Consider the following 22,448-nt stretch of genomic DNA (forward strand, 5'->3'; position numbering starts at 1 on the left):
CGCAGGACGCCACCGGACCGTCGGGAGGACGACCCGTGCAGCTCACGAAGAAGGGCCACGCCTGCATCCGGCTGGAGAAGGACGGGCGGGTGCTCGTCATCGACCCGGGCGGCTTCAGTGAGAAGGACGCCGCGGTCGGGGCGGAGGCGGTCCTCGTCACCCACGAGCACCTCGACCACTTCGACGAGGAGCGGCTCCGAGCCGCGCTGGAGGCCGATCCGTCAGCGGAGATCTGGACCCTGCGCAGCGTCGCCGACCGGATCTCGGCCGCCTTCCCCGGCCGGGTCCACACGGTGGGCCACGGCGACACGTTCAGCGCGGCGGGCTTCGAGATCGAGGTGCACGGCGAACTGCACGCCGTCATCCACCCCGACATCCCGCGGATCACCAACGTGGGCTATTTCGTGGACGGTTCGGTGTTCCACCCGGGCGATGCGCTCACCGTCCCCGGGCGACCCGTCGAGACCCTGATGCTGCCCGTGCACGCGCCGTGGAACAAGATCGCCGAAGTCATCGACTACGTCCGCGAGGTCGCGCCGCACCGGGCGGTCGACGTGCACGACGGTCTGCTCACCGACATCGCGCGGCCGGTGTACGACCGGATGCTCGGGCCCGACGGTCCCGGTGTCGCCGGCGCCCGCCACGACCGGCTGGCCCCCGGGGAGTCGCTCGCGCTCTGAGCGCGGACGGGGCTGTCGGTGGCGGCCTGTACATTCGTCCCCATGCGCATCGCCACCTGGAACGTCAATTCGATCACCGCCCGGCTGCCCCGGCTTCTTGCCTGGCTGGAGAGCAGCGGCACTGACGTGCTGTGCCTCCAGGAGACCAAGTGCACCGACGAGCAGTTCCCGCGCGAGGAGCTCCGCGCGCTGGGTTTCGAGTCGGCGGTCCACGCGGACGGCAGGTGGAACGGCGTCGCGATCGTCTCCCGCGTCGGCCTCGGCGAGGTGACGCCCGGCCTGCCCGGCGGCCCGGGGTACGACGGCGTGCAGGAGCCGCGGGCCATCTCCGCGACCTGCGACGGCGTTCGCGTCTGGTCGGTGTACGTGCCGAACGGCCGCGAGGTGGACCACGCGCACTTCGCGTACAAGCTGCAGTGGCTGGAGGCACTGGGCGCCGCGGTGAGCGGGGACGCCGCCGCGGGGCGGCCGTTCGCGGTCCTCGGCGACTTCAACATCGCGCCCACCGACGAGGACGTGTACGACCGCTCCGCCTTCGAGGGGCTCACACATGTGACCCCCGCCGAGCGGGCCGCCCTCGAATCGCTGCGCGGCCTCGGTCTCACCGACGTCGTCCCGCGCCCGCTCAAGTACGACCACCCGTACACGTACTGGGACTACCGCCAGCTCTGCTTCCCCAAGAACCGCGGTATGCGTATCGACTTGGTGTACGGGAACAAGGCGTTCGCGGGCGCGGTCAAGGACAGCTACGTGGACCGCGAGGAGCGCAAGGGCAAGGGAGCCTCCGACCACGCACCGGTCGTGGTCGATCTGGACGGTGCGGCCGTCCGGCAGATCTGACCTCGGGCGGCCCCGGGGCTCGCCGTTGGGGCTTGCCGTGGTCAGCGCCTCGAGTGCCCCCGGCGCCTGCCATGGTTGGCACTTCCGGCGGCCCCGTGCCCTGCCGCCCGCGATGATGCCCAGCGCTTACGGCACGAGCAGCCGCAGGTCGATGGAGTCGGCGAGAGCTTTCAGACCCGCGTCACCGGGATGCAGATGATCACCGCTGTCGTAGGCCGGGAGCATCCGCTGCGGACGTGACGGGTCGCGGATCACCGCGTCGAAGTCCAGCACCGCGTCGAAGGTTCCGGTGTTCTCCCGGATGAACGCATTGACGGCAGTGCGCCGTGCGTCGACGTCCGGCGTGCAGTCCGGATAACCCTCGCAGGGCGCGATCGTCGCCGCGACCATGCGCAGCCCGCGTGCCTTCGAGCGTTCGGCGACGGCGCGCAGGCCCGCGACGATCTGCTCCGGCGTAGCGCCCCAGCGAATATCGTTGATGCCCTCGAACACCACGACCGTACGGGCGTGGGTCTGCGCCAGCACATCGCGGTCCAGCCGGTGCTGGGCGCTGACCCCGCCCGTGTCCATGCTCACCCCGTCCCCCGGGTAGCGGTCGGTGACGATCCGGTTCGCCGAGATGCCCTGGTTCAGCACGCCGTAGCGCGGGACGGCACTCTGCGCCTGGAACCGGCGGGCGAGGACGTCCGGCCACCGTCGGTTGGCGCCCAGAGTCGACTTGTCCCCGTCCGTGATCGAATCGCCGAGGGCCACCACGGAGCCGGGGCCGCCGCCGGTGTCCACGCCGGTCAGGAAAGGCCAGGTGCTGATCGTCCCCGAGTACGCCTCACCGCCGGTGTCGGCCGTGCGGTCGCCGCTGCCCTGCGCGCTCACATAGCTGAGCTGGTTGGTCCTGCTGTGCAGCGGCGCGGCCGTCACCGGATCCGGGAGATGCAGGCTGACCAGAAGGTTCGTATCGGCCGGCACGCGGAAGCGGACGACCGGATCGCTGAACACCTCGGCTCCGGCGGGGATCACCGCCTCCTGCCGCCCGCCGAACGACAGCCGTTGCGGGGGCCCGGCCGCCGCGGCGCCCGACGCCTGGACGGCGACCGACGCGTGCCCGATGCGCACCGGCGCGGACGCGAAGGTGTTGGCGAGCCGGACACGGATCCCCCGGCCGCCGGCGCTGGTGTGGACGACGAGCCGCACGGACCGGTCGGCCCACGGCCCCACCGCGGCGTAGCCGGACGTGCTCGCCGACCATGTACCGGTCCACCCCTGCGCCGGGCTGCGGACGGCGGCCGCGAAGACATGCAGATCGGCCGTGTGCCCCGGGTCCCGAGGAAGGACCACCGACGCGATCTCCCGTCCGCGGTCCACAGGCACGGTCACCGCGTACAGCCGGACCTTCTCCGCGCGTTGCCCGTCCGGAGTGTTGATGTGCGGGAGGGCGACGGCCTTGGTGGCGAGCGGGCCGGTGCGCCAGTCCGGGGCGGCGAGGGTGTACGAGGCGCGGCCGCCGTCGCGGTAGCGCACCGTGCCGGTGCCGGAGACGTCGGCGCCCGCCCCCGTCCCGGCGACGATGAACGACACCGCGTCACCACGGCCGCGCAGTCGCACCGCTTGGCCATTGGCCCGGACGTTGTCGGGCAGCCCGGCCGCCGAGCGGGGCCAGGTCAGCCGGGCGCCGTCGAGCACGAGCGTACGGCCGGGTGTCCAGCCCGCCGCGCGGAGGTCCTGCGCGGACAGTGACTGCCCCGTGCCGTCGAAGTCCGCCTCGGCGGGGCGGGCGTCATCGCTGACCGCCGCATTGTCGAAGAGCCGCTCCAGAGGGAGCGGCTCCTTACGGCTTTCCTGTGCGACGGCGGGGGTCGGTGCCCCGCCCGCGGCGACGGCGACGGCCGCCCCGACTGCGACGATTCCGGTGATCCATCGCCGTATGGCGAGCATGGCCGTCCCCTCCCGCATCCGCAGTGATCCGACAGGTGCGGGATGAAAGTAGGGAGGAGGCCGGGCGCCGTCAATCATCCCGGTCTGAACCGCGGTTGAATTCCTGCCATCGAGCGCGCCTGTGGTGCATGCGGCGGGACGGATGCGAACCTGAGTGATATGAACATCCCTTTCTTGGACAACTGGCGCAGGCGGCACGGTCGCCCGTCCGTGGCAGTGCTCCCGTCCGAGGTGGATCCCGACGGGGTGGCCGAGCTGCTCTCCGAGTGCGAGCTGCTCCGCAGCCAGGCCGCCGCGGCCGGGCTCGAACTCGATGACTCCGCACGGTCGTTGGAGGCGCTGGACCAACTGCTGCCCCGCTGGCGGGACGACCCGGAGGAGCTGCCGTGGCTCGGCAACGACGCGGGGCTGTACCTGGGGACCATGATCGTGCGGACGGTGCCCGGGGCCGCCTGGCAGGTCTGGCCGAACGGGAAGCCGGTGATCAGACTCGCCTCGGGCCGGGAGATCGACGTCGTGGGCGCGGGACTGGACTGGGCGGCCACCGGGGCCCCCGAGCTGTCCCAGATGTACGCGGAGGCCTCGGAGGGCTGACGGGCCTTGGAGGGCCGGCGGTCACGCGGTATCCGTGTCGCCGACCGGTGGCACCGGGCGCGCTGCGCCCCCCGCGCGGCGTGCGACGGCCCGGGCCGCTCCCGAGGTGGCGCAGCCCGGGCCGCCCGATGCGCTATCGGGCCCTGGCGGTCGTGCCCAGCGGGACATCGACGTACGAGGGGTCGTCGGCGGGGGAGGAGAACGTGAGCTTCGCCCAGCTCGGGTTGTGCTCGGCGTAGAGCGGATCGACGGTGTCCACGACGAGGGCGAGGCGATGCCCGGCCGGGACGTCGTACGCGGTCGAATACAGCTCCAGGTCCAGGCCGAACGGCTCGCCGGGCGTCTGCCCGTGGAAGGTGTGGGGAGCCGTGGTGATCAGCTTGCCCACGCCCAGCGGCCCCACGTCGTAGAGGTAGGCGATCGCGGTGCCGCTCCGCTCCGTGCTGGTGACGGTGGTGTGCAGCTTGACCGTGCCGCGGACACGTTGCTGGGTGTCGTGGCGCTCGGTCTGCCAGACGGCGGCGAAGGCGCGCGGGAGCAGCGGGACCGAAGCCACGGGCGGCAGTTCGAAGAGCTGGTCGAGTGCGCTGGAGAGGATGACGATGCCGCCGTTGGCGCCCGAGTCGACGTTCGCGAGGATGCGCTTCGAGCCGTCGAGGGGGATGCGCCGCGTCCGCGCCGGAACGGACGCCCAGCTGTCGTAGCCCTCGTAGTCGCCGGCGGAACGGGACTTGAGCTGGACCGGCTTCTCCTTCTCGACGCCGTTGTCGGCGCCCTGGAGGTAGTGGTCGAGCCAGCGGCGCGCGTTGTTCCAGGTGTCGTTCGGCAGGCCCAGCAGCCCGGTGATCTCCGGGGTGGCGTGGTCGCCCGGGCGGAACTCCAGGCGCTTGGGACCGGTCAGTTTCTCGTAGAAGTCCGCGTACTGGTTCGGCGGGAAGATGGAGTCGCCCCAGGCGTTGCCGAGCATGATCGCGGTGCCGTTGGCGTTGATGCGGTCGATGTACGTGGCGGGGGAGCGCAGGCGGCCCCACGCGATCAGCTCCGGCTCGTCGTCGATGTCCTTGTCCAGGAACTGCCGCAGCATGTGCTGGAATTCGGGGCTCGGACGGCCGGTGAGGTAGCCGGTGCCGGCCAGGAACGCCGAGGCCTGGAGGTGCTGGGTGCGGCCGCTGTAGATCGAGCCGACCAGGTCGGCCCAGCCGCTCATGGAGACCACGGCTCGTACGCGCTTGTCGAACGCCGCGGTCAGCAGGCTGATCCCGGCGCCGTACGACATTCCGGCCATACCGATCCGCCCGGGGTCGGCCGCGGTGTTCTCCAGCGCCCAGTCGATGACCTTGCGGGCGTCGGCGACGTCCTTGGGGCCGCCGACCTCGATGTGGCCGCCGGACTGCCAGAAGCCGCGGACGTTGTAGCTCAGCACGATGTAACCGGAGTCGGCGAGCTTCTTCGCCTGGGCCAGATACTCGACCTGGGGCGTGGCCCAGCTCGTGGGCAGGACGACGACGGGGTAGCGGCGGTTGGACGCGCTGGGCTCGTCCGAGTCGCTCGGCATGACCACATTGGCCTTGAGTACGGTTCCGCCCTCGCCGCGGATGTCGACGAACCGCACGCCCGCGACTCCTGCGGCCGGGGCGGTGTTCGTACGGGCGGGGGCATGGGCAGGGGGCTGTGCCGGGGCCGCCCCGGCCGAGGGTGCGAGGCCGAAGGTCGTGCCGGCGAGGACGGCGGCCGAGACGGCACCGACTGCGGAGGAACGCAAAGCCTTGCGCGGGTATGGGTGTCCCATGGGTCGGCTCCTGACGTCGGTGCTGACGTGGGGGGTCAGCACGCGCGCTGCAAAGTAACCCGAAAGGTAACCTCTGGCCACTACCGCTGGTAACGCTGAGGAGAGTTACGCCTCAGTAACAATCTTCGTCTCTCAACTACCCCCGGAGCGTGCGGTGGTGGGCGCCGGAGCCGGGCTCATCGCGGTCCGTGTGACGTCCGCGACGAGTTCGACCACGTCGGGCCCGTACGCGTCCGAGTTCACCACCTTCAGCAGCAGCGCGAAGGAGTGCGAACCGTGCCTGCGTGCCAGCCGGGTGTGATTGCGGGCCAGATACCGTACGGCGGCGTGATTGGCGTTGGAGTGCTGACCGCTGGCGAGGAACACCGGGCGCCCGTCCTGCCCTGCGGTCAGCCGCGCCAGGAGCACATGCTCGACCGTGCCCTTGTCCATGCGGTAGCGCTCACCGGCGATCGTGAACGCACCGCGGTCCGGCCCGGGTTCGCTGTCCGTGTTCACCACGACCCCCGGCAGCATCGACCGAAGGTGCGCCGCCATCCGGTGATTCGAGACCGGACCGCCGATGCAGAACTCCGTACGCTCGCCGAATCCCTGCTCCGCGGCGTCGTGCGCCACGATCTGAGAGTTCGCCCCGCAGTCCTTGATGATCGCGGACAGCTCCAGCAGCGCGAAGACATCGCGCCGGGCGACCGTCCAGTCACCGCTGCCCGCCGCCCGGTTCACCACCAGCAGGCACTCGGAGTTCGTGGGCAGCCCGAAGAAGCGCTGCTTGCGGCGGAGTGTGCGGCGCCACAGATACGCGCGCACGCACCAGCCGATCGCGGCGCTGATGCCGGCGGCTATCACGCCGAGGACGATGTTGCGCACGTCGTCGTTCATGGGCCGGGATGGTAGCGCCGCCATGCACCCTGTTCGAGGGGGACGACGCTGCTGACGGCCCGCGGCGCCCGAGGATAGGCTGCGGCTCCTCAGCGTTCACGTGGAGGTCTCCATGCGTCGTTCCGCCGTCCGGAGTCTGTCGCTGCTGGCCGCCGGAGCGGCCGTCGTCTCCATGGCCGCCGCGGCCGCGCACTCCGCGCCACCGGGCCCCGGAGCGGCCGGTACGCCGTCCAAGTCCCCCGTTGCGGTGGGCCACGGCGGAGCGGTGTCGAGCGTGGACCCGGACGCCTCGGCTGCGGGCATCGAGGTGCTCCGCCGCGGAGGCAACGCGGTGGACGCGGCCGTCGCCACAGCCGCCGCGCTCGGCGTCACCGAGCCGTACTCGGCTGGAGTCGGCGGTGGGGGCTACTTCGTCTACTACGACGCCAAACACCGCACCGTCCGGACCATCGACGGCCGCGAACGGGCGCCGCTCAGCGCGGAGAAGGACCTCTTCCTGGAGAACGGCAAGCCGATACCTTTCGCCGACGCCGTCACCAGCGGCCTGAGCGTCGGTACCCCCGGCACCCCGGCCACCTGGGATGCGGCGCTCGACGCCTGGGGCACCAAGTCCCTGGGCCAAGTGCTGAAGCCCGCGCAGCGGCTGGCCCGCGACGGCTTCACGGTCGACGCCACCTTCCGGCAGCAGACCGCGGACAACGAGGCCCGCTTCCGTGACTTCCCCGCCTCCGCGGAGCTCTTCCTCCCCGGCGGCCGGCTGCCGGACGTCGGCTCCACCTTCAAGAACCCCGACCTGGCGAAGACCTACGCCACGCTCGCCCGGGAGGGCTCCGGCGCCGTCTACGAGGGCCCGATGGCGCGTGACATCGTCGACACCGTCCGCAAGCCCCCGGTCCGTCCCGGCTCCGGACGCGTGGCACGCCCGGGTGATCTGCGGGGGAAGGACCTCGGTGCGTACCGCGTGAAGCACCAGGCGCCGACCCGGACCGCGTACCGCGGCCTCGACGTGTACGGCATGGCGCCCTCGTCCTCCGGCGGAACCACGGTCGCCGAGGTGCTCAACATGCTGGAGAACAGCGACCTCTCCGAGCTGAGCCAGACGCAGTACCTGCACCGATTCATCGAGGCGAGCCGCATCGGCTTCGCCGACCGCGGCCGGTGGGTCGGCGATCCTGCGCACGAGGACGTCCCGACGAAGGGCCTCCTCTCGCAGCGCTACGCCGACTCCCGCGCCTGCCTCATCCGCGACGACGCGGTCCTGCAGAGCCCGGTCGCGCCCGGTGACCCGAGGAACCCGGCGGACTGCGGGAGCGGCGGCAAGGCCGCACCCACGACGTACGAGGGCGACAGCACCACGCATCTGACCGCCTCCGACAAGTGGGGCAACGTCGTGGCGTACACCCTCACCATCGAGCAGACCGGCGGCAGCGGCATCACGGTCCCGGGGCGCGGATTCCTGCTCAACAACGAGCTGACCGACTTCTCCTTCGCCCCCGCCGACCCGGCCGTCCACGACCCGAACCTGCCGGGGCCGGGCAAGCGGCCGCGCTCGTCGATGTCGCCGACGATCGTGCTCGACGACGGCCGGCCCGTAGTGGCTCTCGGCTCGCCCGGCGGCGCGACGATCATCACCACCGTGCTCCAGACCCTGACCGGTCACCTGGATCGCGGCCTTCCGCTCGTCGACGCCATCGCCGCCCCGCGCGCCAGCCAGCGGAACGCGGCCACGACCGAGATCGAGCCGGGCCTGTGGAACAGCCCGGTCCGCGGCCAACTCGAAGCCGTGGGCCACGCGTTCAAGCAGAACCCGGAGATCGGCGCGGCCACCGGCATTCAGCGCCTCCCCGACGGCCGCTGGCTCGCGGCCGCGGAGAAGACCCGCCGGGGCGGCGGCTCGGCGATGGTGGTGCACCCGATGGGGATGCCGTAAGGACCGGTCTTCACAGGAGCGCCGCGGGGCTTCTGGGAAGACGGGTCCTGGCCTGGCGACCGTCGTCTCGCTCGTCGGGGCACCGTGGTGCATGCTGTCGACTTCTCTGAGTTCGTCCACCGACAGGCACCGTGACGGCGATGCCGGCGCACCATCCGTCCCGGCGGATCAGCGGGACACCGACTGCGTCGAGGCACCGCCCGGCACGAACAAGGCTGCGCGGACCGCGAGTCAGCCGGCGTGGAGGAGGCCCTCGACACCGGCAGCGTGGACGGGTGACGTGAGCAGCTCGTCGAGGTGGCGCAGGGCTGCCCGCACATGGGGTCGGCCCTGGTGCCCCGCCCGTTGCCACACGCGCATGACCTGTTCGCCGAGCCAGTACGCCCGGCCACGGTCCTTCACCAGACTCCAGCAGTAGTGGGCGTTCTTGGCGGCTTCCCAATAGGGGTCCAGCCCTCGTAGCGCCCACTCCTGAGCGACCTGCAGATACAGCTCCGCCGCCCCGGCAGGGTCTCCCGTCGCCATCAGTACATGGGCCCGCACCTCGCGCGCCCGCAGGAGATAGGGATGCCGGCCGCCGTGCTCGTCGGCGGCACGTTCCTCCAGGACGCGTGCCAGATGGACGGCTGCCTGCGGGTGCCCGAGGTCCACGGCGTCACGGATCCGGCCAAGGGCGTCCGCGTAAGTGCGCGGCATGGTCCGGCCCAACGGGTCCGGGGCAGGCGAGGCCGCCACCGTGGGCGGGAGCGCCGGTGCCAAGGTGGCCGGCGTCGTGATCCTCGGTGGTCCGGCCCCCGGTGCCGTCCCCGGCGTCGTGGTCTTCGGCGCAGGGGGCGGTCCGTCGAGTACCGCGCGGCAGGCGAGCGCGGATAAGGGGCGCGCGTCTCCCGGCGTGCCGTGGCGCCACGTGCGATCCGCCTCGCTCAGCACGGTCAGGCAAGTTCTGCGGACGATGGCCGAGGCGCGGTCCGTGTGGGCCGTCACGCGCAGCCCGCGGATGGCTTCCGCCACGTCCTCGCGTACGCCGTTGAGTGCTTCGTGCTCGAGCAGTTCCCGCAAGAGACCGGTGGTCGCCTTTCTGCAGGCGTCCCGCGTGGCCGTATCGACGTACTGGTGCAGGGCGATGGCATAAGGCGCCCGGCCTTGGTCGCCCGGCCCCCGGGTGAACGGCGGCATGAGCGGAGCCGGTTCCCCGGGCCGCTCCGTACGGTGGACCGGGTCCCAAGGAGACCGGAGGACCGGGTCCGTGGTGCGCTCGGCGTCCGCCAGCGTCCACTGGATCAGTGCGAGCACCGCGTCATCGACATCCGCGGGCCGTTCCTCCTCCCGGGTGGAGGGGAAGCGGGTGGACAGCTCCCGCCGGACCTCTGGCGGGGTCAGCTCCCTCACGGCAATGGTGATCGGGGCACCCAGGCTCGAGGCGTTCAGCAGCGCATCGAACTCCTGGTCGCCGCCGGTGCCGTCGAGAACGCCCGGCACGGTGGCCGCGGCGTCGTCACGCCTGCTGCTCATCGGCTTCCTCCTTCCCCGAGGTCCTGGTCGCTGCCGAGGCCGTCCTGGTCGTCTCTCAGCCGGGAGCGCGCGCGACCGACCCGCCGCTCCAGCGCCTTCTCCGTCAGGCCGACCCGGTCGGCCGCCTCGCTCTGGGAGTAGCCGATCGCCCGCAGGGCGAGTCCCGTCCGCAGAGCCGGATCCGGCATGGCGTTCATCACCTGCTGCACCTGGTCGCTGACGACCGCGGCATGGCACGGGTCGACCGAGCGGGGGTCGGCGACATCCGTGAGGGACGTCTCGTCCTCGGCACCGGTGCCGAGCGCGACATGGAGCATGCCCTGCTCGAGAATCTGCTCGCGCCACCACCGGTTGTAGACCGGTGGGAAACAGCGAACGCAGGAGCCGATGAAGTACGTGGTGAGACTGGCTCCTCGCTCCGGGTCCCAGCCACCGCGCTCCAGTGCGTAGCTCCGGAAGAATTCGACGCCTTCCAGCAGGGTGTCGGTGGCCAGCCTGTGCCGGTCCTCCGCGGTCCAGTCGAAGGTGGCCGCGTGGCGCCGGACCGGCCGCCCGGCGTGGGCGCATTGGGCGAAGATCTCTCCCGACTTCGTCCACCTCAGGAGTACGGGATAGCCGTACTCGAGCAGGCGGCTCGCGAATTTCCGGAAGCGGGCCCCGTCGAAGGAGTCCTGTCGGAGCACCTCCACCAGCCGTGCGTCCGCTGCCAGTCGGCGGGCACGCTGTCCGGGTTCCTCGCGGTGGGCGTCGGGGGCCAGGCGCTGCTCGGCGAGGCGCAGCCTGTCCCAGGCCACGGAACCTGCGACCGAGCCCGGGTCGTGTTCCCCCTCCGATTCGTCGAAGGGCGTGAACAGGGCCGGCCCGAGACGCTCTTGGACCGACGGCGACTCGGTCCCGCGTCGTTCCCTGCTCGGCATGGCTGCTCCTTGACGGTCGAGGCGCGGGCGGACGACATACGGGTTCCTAGGTGGCGCTCCCCGGACACCCCCCGCCGAACTCCTGTGTTTTTAACCGCAGTTGACACCAGGGGGAAGCGGTTGGTCCTGCTCCTAGAGCTCAACCAACACGTCCGCACCAGGGCGCGACACGTTCGATCAAGGAGCCACTTGTGAGCCACGAAGACCCGCGCGCGCCCGGCCCCGGGCCTCTGTTGGGCCTGCGCGCCGCCATCGTTTTTCTGCTGGGGCTCCTCGCGGGCGTTGGCGCGGGGGTGTTGACGGTACTCGCGGGAGGGGGACTGGCGAGCGCCACGCTCACCGGAGCCGCCGCGGCCGGCGCGGGAGTGCTGTTCTTCCACAGCATCATCGACTGACGGGCGCCGGGAGGCGGCCGCGCCGTGCGTCCGTCATCCGTCCCTCACCGGCAGCCCGTGCGGGTGAGGCCTGGCAGGCCCGGGACGGTGAGCCGCCGGCCCACCTGGAGCTCGGTGGTCTTCAAGCGGTTCATGCGGACCAGTTCGGCAACCCCAGCTCCTCCGCGATGGCCTCCTGCGACATGCCCTGGAGGCAGTGCAGGACCACGACCGTGCGCTGCCGCTGCGGCAGGGCGGCCAGCGCGGTCTGCACGGCACGCGCCTCGACGGTCCGCTCCACGGCGGCCGCCGGCGGGTGCGGGACGGAGTCCAGGTCGGCGGGGCGCCATCGTGCCCGGCGCCGGGAGACGGCCGACAACCGCTGCCGGACGATCCGGAGCACCCATGCGTCCGGGGCGGCGTACGCGTGTAATCGGTCCCACCGGCGGAAGGCCTCCGCGTACGCCTCCTGCACCGCGTCCTCGGCGTCCTGCCGGTGTCCGCACAGGACGAGGGCACGCGCCAGCATGCCGGGAAAGGAGCGTTCGAAGAACGCGCCGAAGTCCTCGGGCGTCCCCGTGCCGCCCACGTGATCAGCTCCGGCCACTCGGTCGTCACCGCATCCCCCTCGCTCTGCGCACCCCGCCCGCAGTGCCAGCCGGGCGCTCTCCGGGCCGCTGTGCTCCATGACGACATCGGTGTGCCCTGCGTGCAGCGCAAGGGAAAAGATACGCTTTCGTTCTCTCGACATCAGCCAGAAGAGCATGACTCTGGGCACGGCCGCGGCCACGGAGAGCATGACGGCGACGATCACCGGGTCGGCCACCATCACGTCACCCCCTGTCGTTCGTTCGCATGCGGGCACACACCGGGTAACAGGCGTACGCGGCCGATATGTTCACCGCCGTTTCCGGAAAAAATCCGGCTCGGCTGCCCGCGCACCCACCGAGGGCTAGGCTCGGGCTCCATGACGCCACCCCCGACGGTCCCGGCCGATCTCGGCCGCAGCCCGTACGTCAGCCTTGTGACCCACCGCCGTGACGGCACCCCCGTGGCCACGCCCGTCTGGGCCGCCTCGGACGGCGAACGGCTCTACGTCTGGACCCGCAGCGACTCCGGCAAGGTCAAACGCATCCGCAACAACGGCCGCGTCACCGTCACTCCGTGCGACGCCCGCGGCCGGGTCCACGACGGAGCGACGGCCGCGGAGGGCGAGGCGGAGCTGCTGGACGCCGAAGGGCTCCGCCGCGTACGGCGGTTGCTCACCGGAAAGTACGGCTGGCGCTTCCGGATCGTCGACGGCGGGGGCGCGCTCGTGCGCCTCGGCAAGCGGCCGCACACCGGGATCGCGATCACGCTCTGACACTCCATCACGTGCGCCGTACGAAAACTGTCCGTAGCGCGCCTGTCACACCGGCCTCATCCTGTCGGTGTCGAATGCCAGCAGGCCCGGAGGCCGCGGCCTCCGGGGGAGAGGGGCCGGACCGTGCAGGACGAACAACTGCCCGCTGACGTCGTGGAGTTCAGCGGATACCTGCGTCAACTCCTGGACGTGCTCGACCCGGAAGCGGGATGGTACGGGGTCTTCGCGCAGCGCGACCCCGACGGAATACGGGCGTGTCTCGAGGGCCGCGAGGTGCTGCCGTGGGACGTCGTGGACTCCCTGCTGCAGGATCTCGCCGTACGGCACGGCACGCAGTTCGCGGAGAGCCGCCGGCCGCGCGCCCGTGAGCTGCACCGCGCCGCCATCACGGCGTACGACCGTTGGGTGGGCGGCCGCGACGCCCTGCTCGACCGGCTGGACGTCATGCTGCGCGAGAACGCCTACGCGGGCACGCGCGAGCGGGACCTCGGCGCCGCCCTGGCCTCGGCGGAGGACCGGGCGGAGGCCGGGCGCCTGGAGGCGGAACTGGCGTGGGCGCGGGACGACCGCGATCGGGCGACGGCCCGTTGCGAGGAGTTGCGGGAGCGGCTGATCGCGCTGGAGCAGGCGGGGGCCGGCGCCCCGATCGCGCCCACCGACGACGCCGAGCGCGACGCGCGGCCGTCCGGTGCCGCCGCGCACGCGGCCTCCGTTCCCGCCGACCGGGCGTACCCCGATCCGGCGTTCGCGGTCCGCGCGGACTCCGATGCGGCGCCAGACGACCGCACACACCCCGATCCGGAGCGAAGACGGGTCGAGAGCCGGGACACACCGTTGCGGGGCGCGCGGTTCGCCGGAATCGAGGGCACGACCGATGCCGGGCCGGCGTCCGTACCCGACACCGAAGAGGCACCCGCGGCCGTTCCCGAGACACCGCGCGGCGCCCGTTTCGCCGGTGCCTACGCGGCGGGCCGGCAGCCGCGGGCGCCCAAGCAGCCACGCGCGGGCAAGCGCCTTCGCGACCGCCGCCGTGACCGCGACGCGGCCGCCGCCTCCGACCCGCAGCCGTCGCCCGAACTCGTCGCCGCCAGGCGGGCCACCGAGGAGGCCGTGGCCCGCCTGGCCGCCCTGCGCGCCGAAGGCCGCGGCGGCGAGGCGTACGTCCTGCTGTGCGAGGCCGTCGCCTGGCCCGCCGACCGACTGCCCCTGCTCCTCGCCGCGCTGGAGCGCTCAGGCCTGGCGGCGGATGTCGCGACGTTGCTGTGGGAGGCGTCCTGCCTGCCGCCTCCCGCGCTGGCCGCTGCCGCAACTGCCCTGGCGGATGCCGGCCGCGGCGACGACTGTCGTGCTCTGCTGCGCCAGGCCGTGGCCCGTCCTGCGCCCGAACTCGCTGCCACCGTCTTCTTGCTGCGCGCGGAGGACCGTACCGACGAGTCCGATGCCCTGCTCGACGCTCTGCTGCGGTCCCGTACGCCGGAGGAGGCGGCCCGGGTCGCCGAGACGGACCCGGAAACGCTGGTACCGATGCTGCTCGACGCGGCGGCCGGCGTGTCCGCCCACCGCTTCCGCGATCTCGCCCATGTCCTGCGTGTCGCGGGACTGCGGGGCACGCCCGGCACCGCCTGAGCGCGCCGGGAGATCCCGCCGGACAAGCGGGAGGAGCGGGGGCAACGACCGGAAAACAGCCCCGGATAGATACGCAGTGTGTCCGATGTGGCCCGTTGCGGTACGAAACGTGATCGACTCGGCCCTGTGACGGCGATGGTCTTGCCACGGTGCGTAGCGGGGCTTACGTTCTCCATCTACGTTCCGCGTCTACGTGCGTAGAGGCGGCGTACTCGGCTCTGGAGTATCCGGTGGGGAGCGGGCCCCGCCGCGCCCGCACAGCGCACTGAAGGAGCAACTCATGGCCAATGTCGTCCGCGCCGCACTGGTCCAGGCGACTTGGACCGGCGATACCGAGTCCATGATCGCGAAGCATGAGGAGCACGCCCGGGAAGCGGCCCGTCAGGGCGCCCGGGTGATCGGCTTCCAGGAGGTCTTCAACGCCCCCTATTTCTGCCAGGTCCAGGAGCCGGAGCACTACCGCTGGGCCGAGCCCGTGCCCGACGGGCCGACGGTGCGCCGTATGCAGGACCTGGCCCGCGAAACCGGCATGGTCGTCGTCGTCCCGGTCTTCGAGGTCGAGCAGTCGGGCTTCTACTACAACACCGCTGTGGTGATTAACCCCGACGGCACCGTCCTGGGCAAGTACCGCAAGCACCACATCCCCCAGGTCAAGGGGTTCTGGGAGAAGTACTACTTCAAGCCGGGGAATCTGGGCTGGCCGGTCTTCGACACCGCGGTGGGCAAGGTCGGCGTCTACATCTGCTACGACCGGCACTTCCCCGAGGGCTGGCGGCAACTCGGCCTGAACGGCGCCCAGATCGTCTACAACCCCTCCGCCACCTCCCGCGGACTCTCCGCCTACCTCTGGCAGTTGGAGCAGCCGGCGGCCGCGGTCGCGAACGAGTACTTCATCGCCGCGATCAACCGCGTCGGCCAGGAGGAGTACGGCGACAACGACTTCTACGGCACGAGCTACTTCGTCGATCCCCGCGGCCAGTTCGTGGGCGAGGTCGCCAGCGACAAGGAGGAGGAACTCGTCGTACGGGACCTCGACCTGGGAATGATCGAGGAGGTCCGTCAGCAGTGGGCCTTCTACCGGGACCGGCGACCCGACGCGTACGAGGGGCTGGTCCAGCCGTGACGTCGCACTCCGACATGCACCCCGCCCTGCTGGGCCGTCACCGCGCCGTGATGCCCGACTGGCTGGCGCTCTACTACCGCGACCCGGTGGAGATCACCCACGGCGAGGGCCGCCACGTCTGGGACGCGGACGGCAAGCGCTACCTCGACTTCTTCGGCGGCATCCTCACCACGATGACGGCGCACGCGCTGCCCGAGGTGACCAAGGCCGTCTCCGAGCAGGCCGGCCGCATCATCCACAGCTCCACCCTCTACCTCAACCGCCCCATGGTCGAGCTGGCCGAGCGCATCGCCACGCTCTCCGGGATTCCGGACGCGCGGGTCTTCTTCACCACCTCGGGCACCGAGGCCAACGACGCGGCGCTGCTGCTGGCCACCACGCACCGCCGGTCGAACCAGATCCTGGCGATGCGCAACAGCTACCACGGCCGCTCCTTCTCCACCGTCGGCATCACGGGCAACTCCGCCTGGTCGCCGACCAGTCTGTCCCCGCTGCAGACGCTGTACGTCCACGGCGGCGTGCGCAGCCGCGGGCCCTACGCACAGTTGACGGACGATCAGTTCATCCGGGCCTGCGTGGCGGACCTGGAGGACATGCTCGGGCAGACCCGCCCCGAGTCGATCGCCGCGATGATCGTCGAACCGGTGCAGGGCGTCGGTGGGTTCACCCTCCCGCCCGACGGCCTCTTCGCCGCCTTCCGTGAAGTCCTCGACCGCCACGGCATCCTGTGGATCTCGGACGAGGTGCAGACCGGCTGGGGCAGGACCGGCGAGCACTTCTGGGGCTGGCAGGCGCACGCCGGAAACGGCCCGCCCGACATGCTCACCTTCGCCAAGGGCATCGGCAACGGCATGTCCATCGGCGGAGTCGTCGCCCGCGCCGAGGTCATGAACTGCCTGGAGTCCAACTCCATTTCGACCTTCGGCGGCAGCCCCGTCACCATGGCGGCGGGGCTTGCCAACCTCGCGTACCTCATCGAACACGACCTCCAGGGCAACGCCCGCCGGGTCGGCGGTCTGCTCATCGAGCGGCTGCGGGCCGTGGCCGCCGGGCTGCCGGTCGTACGGGAAGTGCGCGGCCGGGGCCTGATGATCGGGATCGAGCTGGTGGACGCCGACGGCGCGCCCTCGCCGCAGTCCGCGTCGCTGGCCCTGGAGTACGCCCGCGAGGAGGGGCTGCTGATCGGCAAGGGCGGCCGTGAGGGCCACTCATTGCGCATCGCCCCGCCGCTGTCGCTCAGCGTCGCCGAGGCCGAGGAGGGCGCGGCGATGCTCGAAGCGGCCCTGAAGCGCGTGCAGTCCGAGACCGAAGGGAGGACGCAGCCATGACGCGCACCGTCATCCGGGGCGGCCTGGTCGTCACCGCCGCCGAGGAGACCCACGCCGATGTCCTGATCGAGGACAGCCGGATCGCCGCCCTCGCCGCGCACGGCAGCGCGGCGGGGGAGAGCTGGACCGCCGACCGTACGATCGACGCGACGGGCAAGTATGTGATCCCGGGCGGCGTCGACGCCCACACCCACATGGAGCTGCCCTTCGGCGGCACCTTCGCCTCCGACACCTTCGAGACCGGGACCCGGGCCGCGGCCTGGGGCGGCACCACGACGATCGTCGACTTCGCCGTCCAGTCCAAGGGGCAGCCGCTGCGCGCAGGACTCGACGCCTGGTACGCCAAGGCCGACGCCAACTGCGCCGTCGACTACGGATTCCACATGATCGTCTCGGATGTCAACGAGGGCACCCTGAAGGAGATGGACCTCCTCGTGGCGGAGGGCATCACCTCGTTCAAGCTCTTCATGGCCTACCCGGGCGTCTTCTACAGCGACGACGGGCAGATCCTGCGCGCCATGCAGCGCGCCGCCGCCGGCGGCGGCCTGATCATGATGCACGCCGAGAACGGCATCGCCATCGACGTCCTCATAGAGCAGGCGCTGACCGAGGGCCGCACCGACCCGCGCTACCACGGCGAGGTGCGCAAGGTGCTGCTGGAGGCGGAGGCCACGCACCGAGCGATCCAGCTCGCGCGGGTGGCGGGTGCCCCGCTCTACGTCGTGCACGTCTCCGCCGAGGAGGCCGTCGCCGAACTCGCCCAGGCCCGCGACATGGGGCTCAATGTCTTCGGCGAGACCTGCCCGCAGTACCTCTTCCTGTCCACCGACAACCTCGCCGAGCCGGACTTCGAGGGCGCCAAGTACGTGTGCTCCACGCCCCTGCGGCCGCGCGAGCACCAGGCGGCCCTGTGGCGGGGTCTGCGGACCAACGATCTGCAGGTCGTCTCCACCGACCACTGCCCCTTCTGCTTCAGCGGGCAGAAGGATCTGGGCCGCGGGGACTTCTCCAAGATCCCCAACGGTCTTCCCGGCGTGGAGAACCGCATGGACCTGCTCCACCAGGCCGTCATCGACGGGCACATCTCCCGCCGGCGCTGGATCGAGATCGCCTGCGCCACTCCGGCCCGGATGTTCGGCCTCTACCCGCGCAAGGGCACGATCGCCCCCGGCGCGGACGCCGACGTCGTCGTCTACGACCCGCACGCCGAGCAGGTCATCTCCGCCGAGACCCACCACATGAACGTCGACTACTCGGCGTACGAGGGCAGGCGGATCACCGGCAAGGTCGAAACCGTCCTCTCGCGCGGCGAAACCGTCGTCGACCGGGGCGAGTTCACCGGGCGGGCCGGCCATGGCCAGTACGTGCCGCGCGGCACCTGTCAATATCTGATCTGAGAGGGGGGCCGCCATGGATTTCGGACTCGTCCTGCAGACCGACCCGCCCGCATCGGCCGTCGTGGGCCTGATGAAACGCGCCGAGCGGCAGGGGTTCCGGTACGGCTGGACTTTTGACTCGGCCGTGCTCTGGCAGGAGCCGTTCGTCATCTACAGCCGCATCCTGGAGCACACCGAGCGGCTGATCGTGGGCCCGATGGTGACCAACCCGGGCACCCGCACCTGGGAGGTCACCGCCTCCACCTTCGCCACGCTCAACGAGATGTACGGCAACCGCACCGTCTGCGGCATCGGGCGGGGCGACTCCGCGATGCGCGTCGCGGGCCGCAAGCCCAACACCCTCGCCCGCCTCGGCGAGGCGATCGGGGTCATCCGCGACCTCGCCGAGGGCCGGGAGACGGAGATAGAGGGCGAGACCCTGCGCCTCCCGTGGGTCGAGAACGGGAAGCTGCCGGTGTGGATGGCGGCGTACGGGCCCAAGGCCCTGGCGCTCGCAGGGCAGAAGGCCGACGGGTTCATCCTGCAGCTCGCCGACCCGTATCTGACGGAGTGGATGGTCCGGTCCGTGCGGACCGCCGCGGAGGAGGCGGGCCGTGATCCGGACGCGGTGACGGTCTGCGTCGCCGCACCCGCGTACGTGGGCGACGACCTGGCCCATGCGCGCGAGCAGTGCCGATGGTTCGGCGGCATGGTCGGCAATCACGTGGCCGACCTGGTCGCCCGTTACGGCGAGCACTCCGACCTCGTCCCCGCTGCACTGACGGACTACATCAAGTCCCGCCGGGGCTACGACTACAGCCACCACGGACGGGCCGGGAATCCCTCGACCGACTTCGTCTCGGACGAGATCGTCGACCGCTTCTGCCTGCTCGGCCCGCCCGAGGCGCATATGGCGAAGCTGAAGATGTTGCGTGATCTGGGCGTCGACCAGTTCGCGGTCTATGCGATGCACGACGCCAAGGAGTCGACCATCGACGCCTACGGAGAGCACATCATCCCGGCGCTCACCGGCTGACGGCGTCGGTCGCCGGGTCCGGCGGACCCGCCCGCCGGGCCCGCTCCTGCCGGCCCACTGGACCCGCTCCTCGTCCAACCGGACACGCTCCTGTCGTCCCGCCTCGCCGTTCCGGGGCGGGAGGACGGGGAATCAGGCAATTCCTCCGCGAACGAACGGCCCCGTCATGACAGATGCCCCCGACGCCGCTGTGCCGCCGTCCCAGATACACGCGCAGGTCACCCACCCCGACGGCCGGGTTGAGCTCCCGCCCGGCACCGAACTACCCGACAGCCACTTCTCGAACGAGGACCTGCGGCCCGTCCCCGTCTCCGGCCGCCACTGGACCACGTACAACTTCGCCGCCCTGTGGGTCGGCATGGCCCACAACATCCCGTCCTGGACGCTCGCCTCGGGACTCGTCGCGCTCGGGATGGACTGGAAGCAGGCCGTCCTCACCATCGCCCTCGGCAATGTCATCGTGCTCTTCCCGATGCTGCTGACCGGGCACGCGGGGCCCAAGTACGGAATCCCGTTCCCCGTCCTGGCCCGCGCCTCGTTCGGCCTCCGCGGGGCCAACCTGCCCGCGCTGCTCCGCGCCGCCGTGGCCTGCGCCTGGTTCGGCATCCAGACCTGGATCGGCGGGCAGGGCATCTACATCCTGCTGGGCAAGCTGTTCGGCGGCGGCTGGGAACGGGCCGGCGAGGTCGGCGGCTATCCCTGGACCCTGTGGCTCTGCTTCGTCATCTTCTGGGCGCTCGAACTCGCCATCATCTACCGGGGCATGGAGACCCTGCGCCGCTTCGAGAACTGGGCGGCTCCCTTCGTCCTCGTCGGCGCCCTGGTGCTGCTCATCTGGATCGCGAACAAGGCCGGTGGCTTCGGCCCGCTCCTCGACCAGCCCTCGAAGCTCGGCTGGGGCACCGAGTTCTGGACGGTCTTCTTCCCCGCCCTCATGGGCATGATCGGCTTCTGGGCCACCCTGTCGCTGAACATCCCGGACTTCACCCGCTTCGGCAAGGGCCAGCGCGCCCAGGTCTGGGGCCAGTCCCTCGGTCTGCCCACCACCATGACCGCCTTCGCGATGCTGTCGGTCCTGGTCACCTCCGGCTCCCAGGCGGTCTTCGGCGAGCCGATGTGGGACCCGGTCGCGCTGTCGGGCAAGGCGGACAACGCCTTCGGTCTGGTCTTCGCTCTCGTGACGGTCCTCGTCGCCACGATCTCGGTCAACATCGCTGCGAACGTGGTCTCACCGGCGTACGACCTGGCCAACCTGGCCCCCAAGGTCATCAACTTCCGTACGGGAGCGCTGATCACGGGCGTGGTCGGCGTCATCATCTTCCCCTGGAAGCTCACGGCGACGCCCGAGTTGTACATCTTCACCTGGCTCGGCGTGGTCGGCGGACTGCTCGGTACGGTCGCGGGCATCCTGATCGCCGACTACTGGATCATCCGCCGCACCGTGCTGGACCTGGCCGATCTCTACCGGCCCGAAGGCCGCTACTGGTACGCCTCCGGCTGGAACTGGAGGGCGGTCGTGGCCTTTGCGGCCGGTGGTCTGCTGGCCGTCGGCGGCTCGTACTCGGCACCGGGCAAGGGCCCCTTCCCCGAGCACGGCCTCATCCCCCTCCTCCAGCCGCTCGCCGACTACGGCTGGGCGGTGGGCCTGGGGACGGCGGTGGTGCTCTACACGGTGCTGATGCTGTCCTGGAGGATGCCCTCGTCGCGCTGACCTGAACGCCGGACCCGTGCCCGTGCCCGGGACCGTGGCTCGTCCACGCCGCGGAGGAGGTGTCTAAGCCGCGAGGACGTCCGCCCAGCGAGTGATCCCGCCGGAGTGGGTGTTCACACCGCACCGGGCCGACAGGGCGGTGATGATGCCGATCCCGCGGCCGTGCTCGTCCGGGTCGTCCCCGTCGGCCGGCCGGCGCGACGGATCCGCGGGTCCCGCGTCGGTGACCTCGATGCGCAGGGCGCTGTCTCCGTCGACCTCGGTCCACGACAGGCGCAGTGCCGCCGGGGGCAGCGTGTGAATGATCGCGTTGGTGAACAGTTCCGAGATCACCAGGAGCGAGTCCGCGGCCGTGGCCGGGGAGAGCTTCCAGTCGTCCAGGATCGTACGCACGTGGCGGCGTACGGCCGAGACGGACTGGGGCACGTGCGGCAGGGGGCAGATGTGTTCCGCCGCCTCCCGCCGCATCGTGTTGAGCTGTACCGCCATGGGCCCTCCTCCAGGGTGCCTGCCGGAAAGACGCAGGTCTTTGAGCGGCGACGCTAAGGAGTGTCGGACGCCCGGTCAATGAACAGGGGTCGGCATTACCGAACGCACCTCCCGGCCGCGCGAACGGCCCCGGGCCTTGCACGATGCCTACCGGTGATCGCGACGCTAGGATCGCTTTATGGCCGGCCCGGTCCAGTCCATCGAACGGGCGGCGGCGATCTTGCGTCTGCTCGCCGGCGGTCCCCGGCGGCTCGGACTCGGCGAGGTAGCGGCTTCGCTCGGGCTGGCGAAGGGCACGACGCACGGCATTCTGCGCACCCTGCAGCACGTGGACTTCGTGGAGCAGGACGAGGCCACCGGAAAGTACCAGCTCGGGGCCGCACTGCTGCATCTGGGCACCAGCTACCTCGACGTCAACGAACTGCGGTCGCGCTCCATCAACTGGGCCGACGCCCTTGCCGCCCGCAGCGGCGAGGCGGTCCGCCTGGGCGCGCCCCTGGAGGGCCAGGTGCTCATCATCCACCACGTCTTCCGGCCGGACGACACCCTCCAGACGCTGGACGTGGGCTCGCTGCTGCCGCTGCACGCCTCCTCGCTGGGCAAGGTCCTGCTGGCCTTCGGAAGCACTCCCTTGGAGCCGCTGCTGGAAGCCGGCCTGGATGCGTACACCCGGCACACCCTGGCCGCCCCCGACGAGCTCACCCGGGCCCTCGCCGAGATCCGGGAGCTCGGATGGGCCGCCGAGGTCCAGGAGATGAGCATGGGCGACGCCGGTGTCGCCGCGCCGATCAGGGGGCACGGCGGTCTTGTGGTGGGCGCCATCGGAGCGTCCGGCGCGGTCGAACGGATCTGCGACAGCCAGGGCCGCCCCCAGCCGGCCCTGGTGACCCTGGTCCGCGATGCCGCGCGGGCGGTCTCCAGAGACCTGGGGGCGGCCCGCTGGTGAGCC

20 protein-coding genes are annotated in these 22,448 nt (G+C 71.3%); 13 read left to right on the top strand and 7 right to left on the bottom strand.

Going from position 1 to position 22,448, the window contains the following annotated elements; translation table 11 throughout:
- Nucleotides 1-35: 35 nt before the first annotated feature.
- Entirely contained in the window at nucleotides 36-680 is a 645-nt protein-coding gene (locus AB0M26_RS04185) for an MBL fold metallo-hydrolase (RefSeq protein ID WP_365254182.1), read from the top strand.
- Between the two features lie 42 nt (nucleotides 681-722).
- On the top strand, nucleotides 723-1,520 hold the full coding sequence (locus tag AB0M26_RS04190; protein WP_365254184.1) for an exodeoxyribonuclease III: 798 nt from the start codon (nucleotides 723-725) through the stop codon (nucleotides 1,518-1,520).
- Nucleotides 1,521-1,646: 126 nt separating this feature from the next.
- Here the strand turns inward: AB0M26_RS04190 and AB0M26_RS04195 are convergent, their stop codons facing one another.
- Nucleotides 1,647-3,452 (bottom strand): SGNH/GDSL hydrolase family protein, encoded by a 1,806-nt coding sequence (locus AB0M26_RS04195; protein ID WP_365254187.1) that lies wholly within the window; start codon nucleotides 3,450-3,452, stop codon nucleotides 1,647-1,649.
- 159 nt (nucleotides 3,453-3,611) lie between these two features.
- Between AB0M26_RS04195 and AB0M26_RS04200 the strand changes: the two genes are divergently transcribed.
- On the top strand, nucleotides 3,612-4,046 hold the full coding sequence (locus AB0M26_RS04200) for a DUF6278 family protein (RefSeq protein WP_365254190.1): 435 nt from the start codon (nucleotides 3,612-3,614) through the stop codon (nucleotides 4,044-4,046).
- A gap of 133 nt (nucleotides 4,047-4,179) precedes the next feature.
- Here the strand turns inward: AB0M26_RS04200 and AB0M26_RS04205 are convergent, their stop codons facing one another.
- Both AB0M26_RS04205 and AB0M26_RS04210 read right to left on the bottom strand, forming a co-directional pair.
- Complete coding sequence (locus AB0M26_RS04205) at nucleotides 4,180-5,835, bottom strand: alpha/beta fold hydrolase (protein ID WP_365254193.1); 1,656 nt, start codon at nucleotides 5,833-5,835, stop codon at nucleotides 4,180-4,182.
- A 132-nt stretch (nucleotides 5,836-5,967) separates the two neighbouring features.
- Nucleotides 5,968-6,714 (bottom strand): hypothetical protein, encoded by a 747-nt coding sequence (locus tag AB0M26_RS04210; protein WP_365254196.1) that lies wholly within the window; start codon nucleotides 6,712-6,714, stop codon nucleotides 5,968-5,970.
- 112 nt (nucleotides 6,715-6,826) lie between these two features.
- Here AB0M26_RS04210 and ggt point away from each other — a divergent pair, with 112 nt between their 5' ends.
- On the top strand, nucleotides 6,827-8,644 hold the full coding sequence (gene ggt / locus AB0M26_RS04215; protein WP_365254197.1) for a gamma-glutamyltransferase: 1,818 nt from the start codon (nucleotides 6,827-6,829) through the stop codon (nucleotides 8,642-8,644).
- A gap of 231 nt (nucleotides 8,645-8,875) precedes the next feature.
- Here ggt and AB0M26_RS04220 read toward each other — a convergent pair whose 3' ends face one another.
- Complete coding sequence (locus AB0M26_RS04220) at nucleotides 8,876-10,156, bottom strand: hypothetical protein (RefSeq protein WP_365254200.1); 1,281 nt, start codon at nucleotides 10,154-10,156, stop codon at nucleotides 8,876-8,878.
- On the bottom strand, nucleotides 10,153-11,073 hold the full coding sequence (locus AB0M26_RS04225; protein WP_365254203.1) for a hypothetical protein: 921 nt from the start codon (nucleotides 11,071-11,073) through the stop codon (nucleotides 10,153-10,155). The genes AB0M26_RS04220 and AB0M26_RS04225 overlap by 4 nt, the downstream gene beginning before the upstream one ends.
- A 191-nt stretch (nucleotides 11,074-11,264) precedes the next feature.
- Between AB0M26_RS04225 and AB0M26_RS04230 the strand changes: the two genes are divergently transcribed.
- The gene (locus tag AB0M26_RS04230; RefSeq protein WP_365254205.1) at nucleotides 11,265-11,468 is read left to right on the top strand and encodes a hypothetical protein; all 204 of its coding nucleotides are present in this window, start codon (nucleotides 11,265-11,267) and stop codon (nucleotides 11,466-11,468) included.
- Between the two features lie 130 nt (nucleotides 11,469-11,598).
- Here the strand turns inward: AB0M26_RS04230 and AB0M26_RS04235 are convergent, their stop codons facing one another.
- Nucleotides 11,599-12,276, bottom strand: coding sequence for a sigma-70 family RNA polymerase sigma factor (locus AB0M26_RS04235; protein ID WP_365254208.1), 678 nt, complete (start codon nucleotides 12,274-12,276; stop codon nucleotides 11,599-11,601).
- Between the two features lie 138 nt (nucleotides 12,277-12,414).
- Here AB0M26_RS04235 and AB0M26_RS04240 point away from each other — a divergent pair, with 138 nt between their 5' ends.
- From AB0M26_RS04240 to AB0M26_RS04270, 7 genes are all read left to right on the top strand, one after another.
- Nucleotides 12,415-12,810, top strand: a complete 396-nt coding sequence (locus AB0M26_RS04240) for a PPOX class F420-dependent oxidoreductase (RefSeq protein ID WP_365254211.1) — start codon at nucleotides 12,415-12,417, stop codon at nucleotides 12,808-12,810.
- A gap of 123 nt (nucleotides 12,811-12,933) precedes the next feature.
- Nucleotides 12,934-14,436 carry a hypothetical protein gene (locus AB0M26_RS04245; protein WP_365254214.1) on the top strand — a complete coding sequence of 501 codons (1,503 nt, stop codon included), beginning with the start codon at nucleotides 12,934-12,936 and terminating at the stop codon, nucleotides 14,434-14,436.
- Between the two features lie 280 nt (nucleotides 14,437-14,716).
- Nucleotides 14,717-15,559, top strand: coding sequence for a nitrilase-related carbon-nitrogen hydrolase (locus tag AB0M26_RS04250; RefSeq protein ID WP_365254217.1), 843 nt, complete (start codon nucleotides 14,717-14,719; stop codon nucleotides 15,557-15,559).
- A gap of 14 nt (nucleotides 15,560-15,573) precedes the next feature.
- Nucleotides 15,574-16,887, top strand: a complete 1,314-nt coding sequence (locus AB0M26_RS04255) for an aspartate aminotransferase family protein (RefSeq protein ID WP_365254542.1) — start codon at nucleotides 15,574-15,576, stop codon at nucleotides 16,885-16,887.
- Nucleotides 16,884-18,284 carry a dihydropyrimidinase gene (hydA, locus tag AB0M26_RS04260; protein WP_365254220.1) on the top strand — a complete coding sequence of 467 codons (1,401 nt, stop codon included), beginning with the start codon at nucleotides 16,884-16,886 and terminating at the stop codon, nucleotides 18,282-18,284. The genes AB0M26_RS04255 and hydA overlap by 4 nt, the downstream gene beginning before the upstream one ends.
- Nucleotides 18,285-18,297: 13 nt before the next feature.
- Nucleotides 18,298-19,299, top strand: a complete 1,002-nt coding sequence (locus AB0M26_RS04265; RefSeq protein WP_365254223.1) for a TIGR03842 family LLM class F420-dependent oxidoreductase — start codon at nucleotides 18,298-18,300, stop codon at nucleotides 19,297-19,299.
- Nucleotides 19,300-19,465: 166 nt separating this feature from the next.
- The gene (locus AB0M26_RS04270) at nucleotides 19,466-21,010 is read left to right on the top strand and encodes an NCS1 family nucleobase:cation symporter-1 (protein WP_365254226.1); all 1,545 of its coding nucleotides are present in this window, start codon (nucleotides 19,466-19,468) and stop codon (nucleotides 21,008-21,010) included.
- 63 nt (nucleotides 21,011-21,073) lie between these two features.
- On the opposite strand, the gene AB0M26_RS04275 is transcribed toward AB0M26_RS04270, so the two are convergent.
- Nucleotides 21,074-21,499: an ATP-binding protein gene (locus tag AB0M26_RS04275; protein WP_365254229.1), complete on the bottom strand. Its 426-nt coding sequence runs from the start codon at nucleotides 21,497-21,499 to the stop codon at nucleotides 21,074-21,076.
- A gap of 178 nt (nucleotides 21,500-21,677) precedes the next feature.
- On the opposite strand from AB0M26_RS04275, the gene AB0M26_RS04280 reads away from it, so the two are divergent.
- A complete protein-coding gene (locus AB0M26_RS04280; protein ID WP_365254232.1) occupies nucleotides 21,678-22,445 on the top strand; it encodes an IclR family transcriptional regulator in 768 nt (255 codons plus the stop codon).
- The last annotated feature ends 3 nt before the right edge of the window (nucleotides 22,446-22,448 follow it).

It is taken from the genome of Streptomyces sp. NPDC051776 (genome assembly GCF_040681345.1).
Taxonomy (GTDB): domain Bacteria; phylum Actinomycetota; class Actinomycetes; order Streptomycetales; family Streptomycetaceae; genus Streptomyces.

What these genes read in the sequence shown, in the direction of transcription:
- AB0M26_RS04250 (WP_365254217.1), top strand. Translation starts at nt 14,717, where the DNA reads ATGGCCAATGTCGTCCGCGCCGCACTGGTCCAGGCGACTTGGACCGGC.
- AB0M26_RS04240 (WP_365254211.1), top strand. Translation starts at nt 12,415, where the DNA reads ATGACGCCACCCCCGACGGTCCCGGCCGATCTCGGCCGCAGCCCGTAC.
- AB0M26_RS04190 (WP_365254184.1), top strand. Translation starts at nt 723, where the DNA reads ATGCGCATCGCCACCTGGAACGTCAATTCGATCACCGCCCGGCTGCCC.
- AB0M26_RS04210 (WP_365254196.1), bottom strand. Translation starts at nt 6,714, where the DNA reads ATGAACGACGACGTGCGCAACATCGTCCTCGGCGTGATAGCCGCCGGC.
- AB0M26_RS04280 (WP_365254232.1), top strand. Translation starts at nt 21,678, where the DNA reads ATGGCCGGCCCGGTCCAGTCCATCGAACGGGCGGCGGCGATCTTGCGT.
- AB0M26_RS04205 (WP_365254193.1), bottom strand. Translation starts at nt 5,835, where the DNA reads ATGGGACACCCATACCCGCGCAAGGCTTTGCGTTCCTCCGCAGTCGGT.
- hydA (WP_365254220.1), top strand. Translation starts at nt 16,884, where the DNA reads ATGACGCGCACCGTCATCCGGGGCGGCCTGGTCGTCACCGCCGCCGAG.
- AB0M26_RS04200 (WP_365254190.1), top strand. Translation starts at nt 3,612, where the DNA reads ATGAACATCCCTTTCTTGGACAACTGGCGCAGGCGGCACGGTCGCCCG.
- AB0M26_RS04270 (WP_365254226.1), top strand. Translation starts at nt 19,466, where the DNA reads ATGACAGATGCCCCCGACGCCGCTGTGCCGCCGTCCCAGATACACGCG.
- AB0M26_RS04275 (WP_365254229.1), bottom strand. Translation starts at nt 21,499, where the DNA reads ATGGCGGTACAGCTCAACACGATGCGGCGGGAGGCGGCGGAACACATC.
- AB0M26_RS04265 (WP_365254223.1), top strand. Translation starts at nt 18,298, where the DNA reads ATGGATTTCGGACTCGTCCTGCAGACCGACCCGCCCGCATCGGCCGTC.
- AB0M26_RS04220 (WP_365254200.1), bottom strand. Translation starts at nt 10,156, where the DNA reads ATGAGCAGCAGGCGTGACGACGCCGCGGCCACCGTGCCGGGCGTTCTC.
- ggt (WP_365254197.1), top strand. Translation starts at nt 6,827, where the DNA reads ATGCGTCGTTCCGCCGTCCGGAGTCTGTCGCTGCTGGCCGCCGGAGCG.
- AB0M26_RS04255 (WP_365254542.1), top strand. Translation starts at nt 15,574, where the DNA reads ATGCACCCCGCCCTGCTGGGCCGTCACCGCGCCGTGATGCCCGACTGG.
- AB0M26_RS04235 (WP_365254208.1), bottom strand. Translation starts at nt 12,276, where the DNA reads ATGGTGGCCGACCCGGTGATCGTCGCCGTCATGCTCTCCGTGGCCGCG.
- AB0M26_RS04225 (WP_365254203.1), bottom strand. Translation starts at nt 11,073, where the DNA reads ATGCCGAGCAGGGAACGACGCGGGACCGAGTCGCCGTCGGTCCAAGAG.
- AB0M26_RS04195 (WP_365254187.1), bottom strand. Translation starts at nt 3,452, where the DNA reads ATGCTCGCCATACGGCGATGGATCACCGGAATCGTCGCAGTCGGGGCG.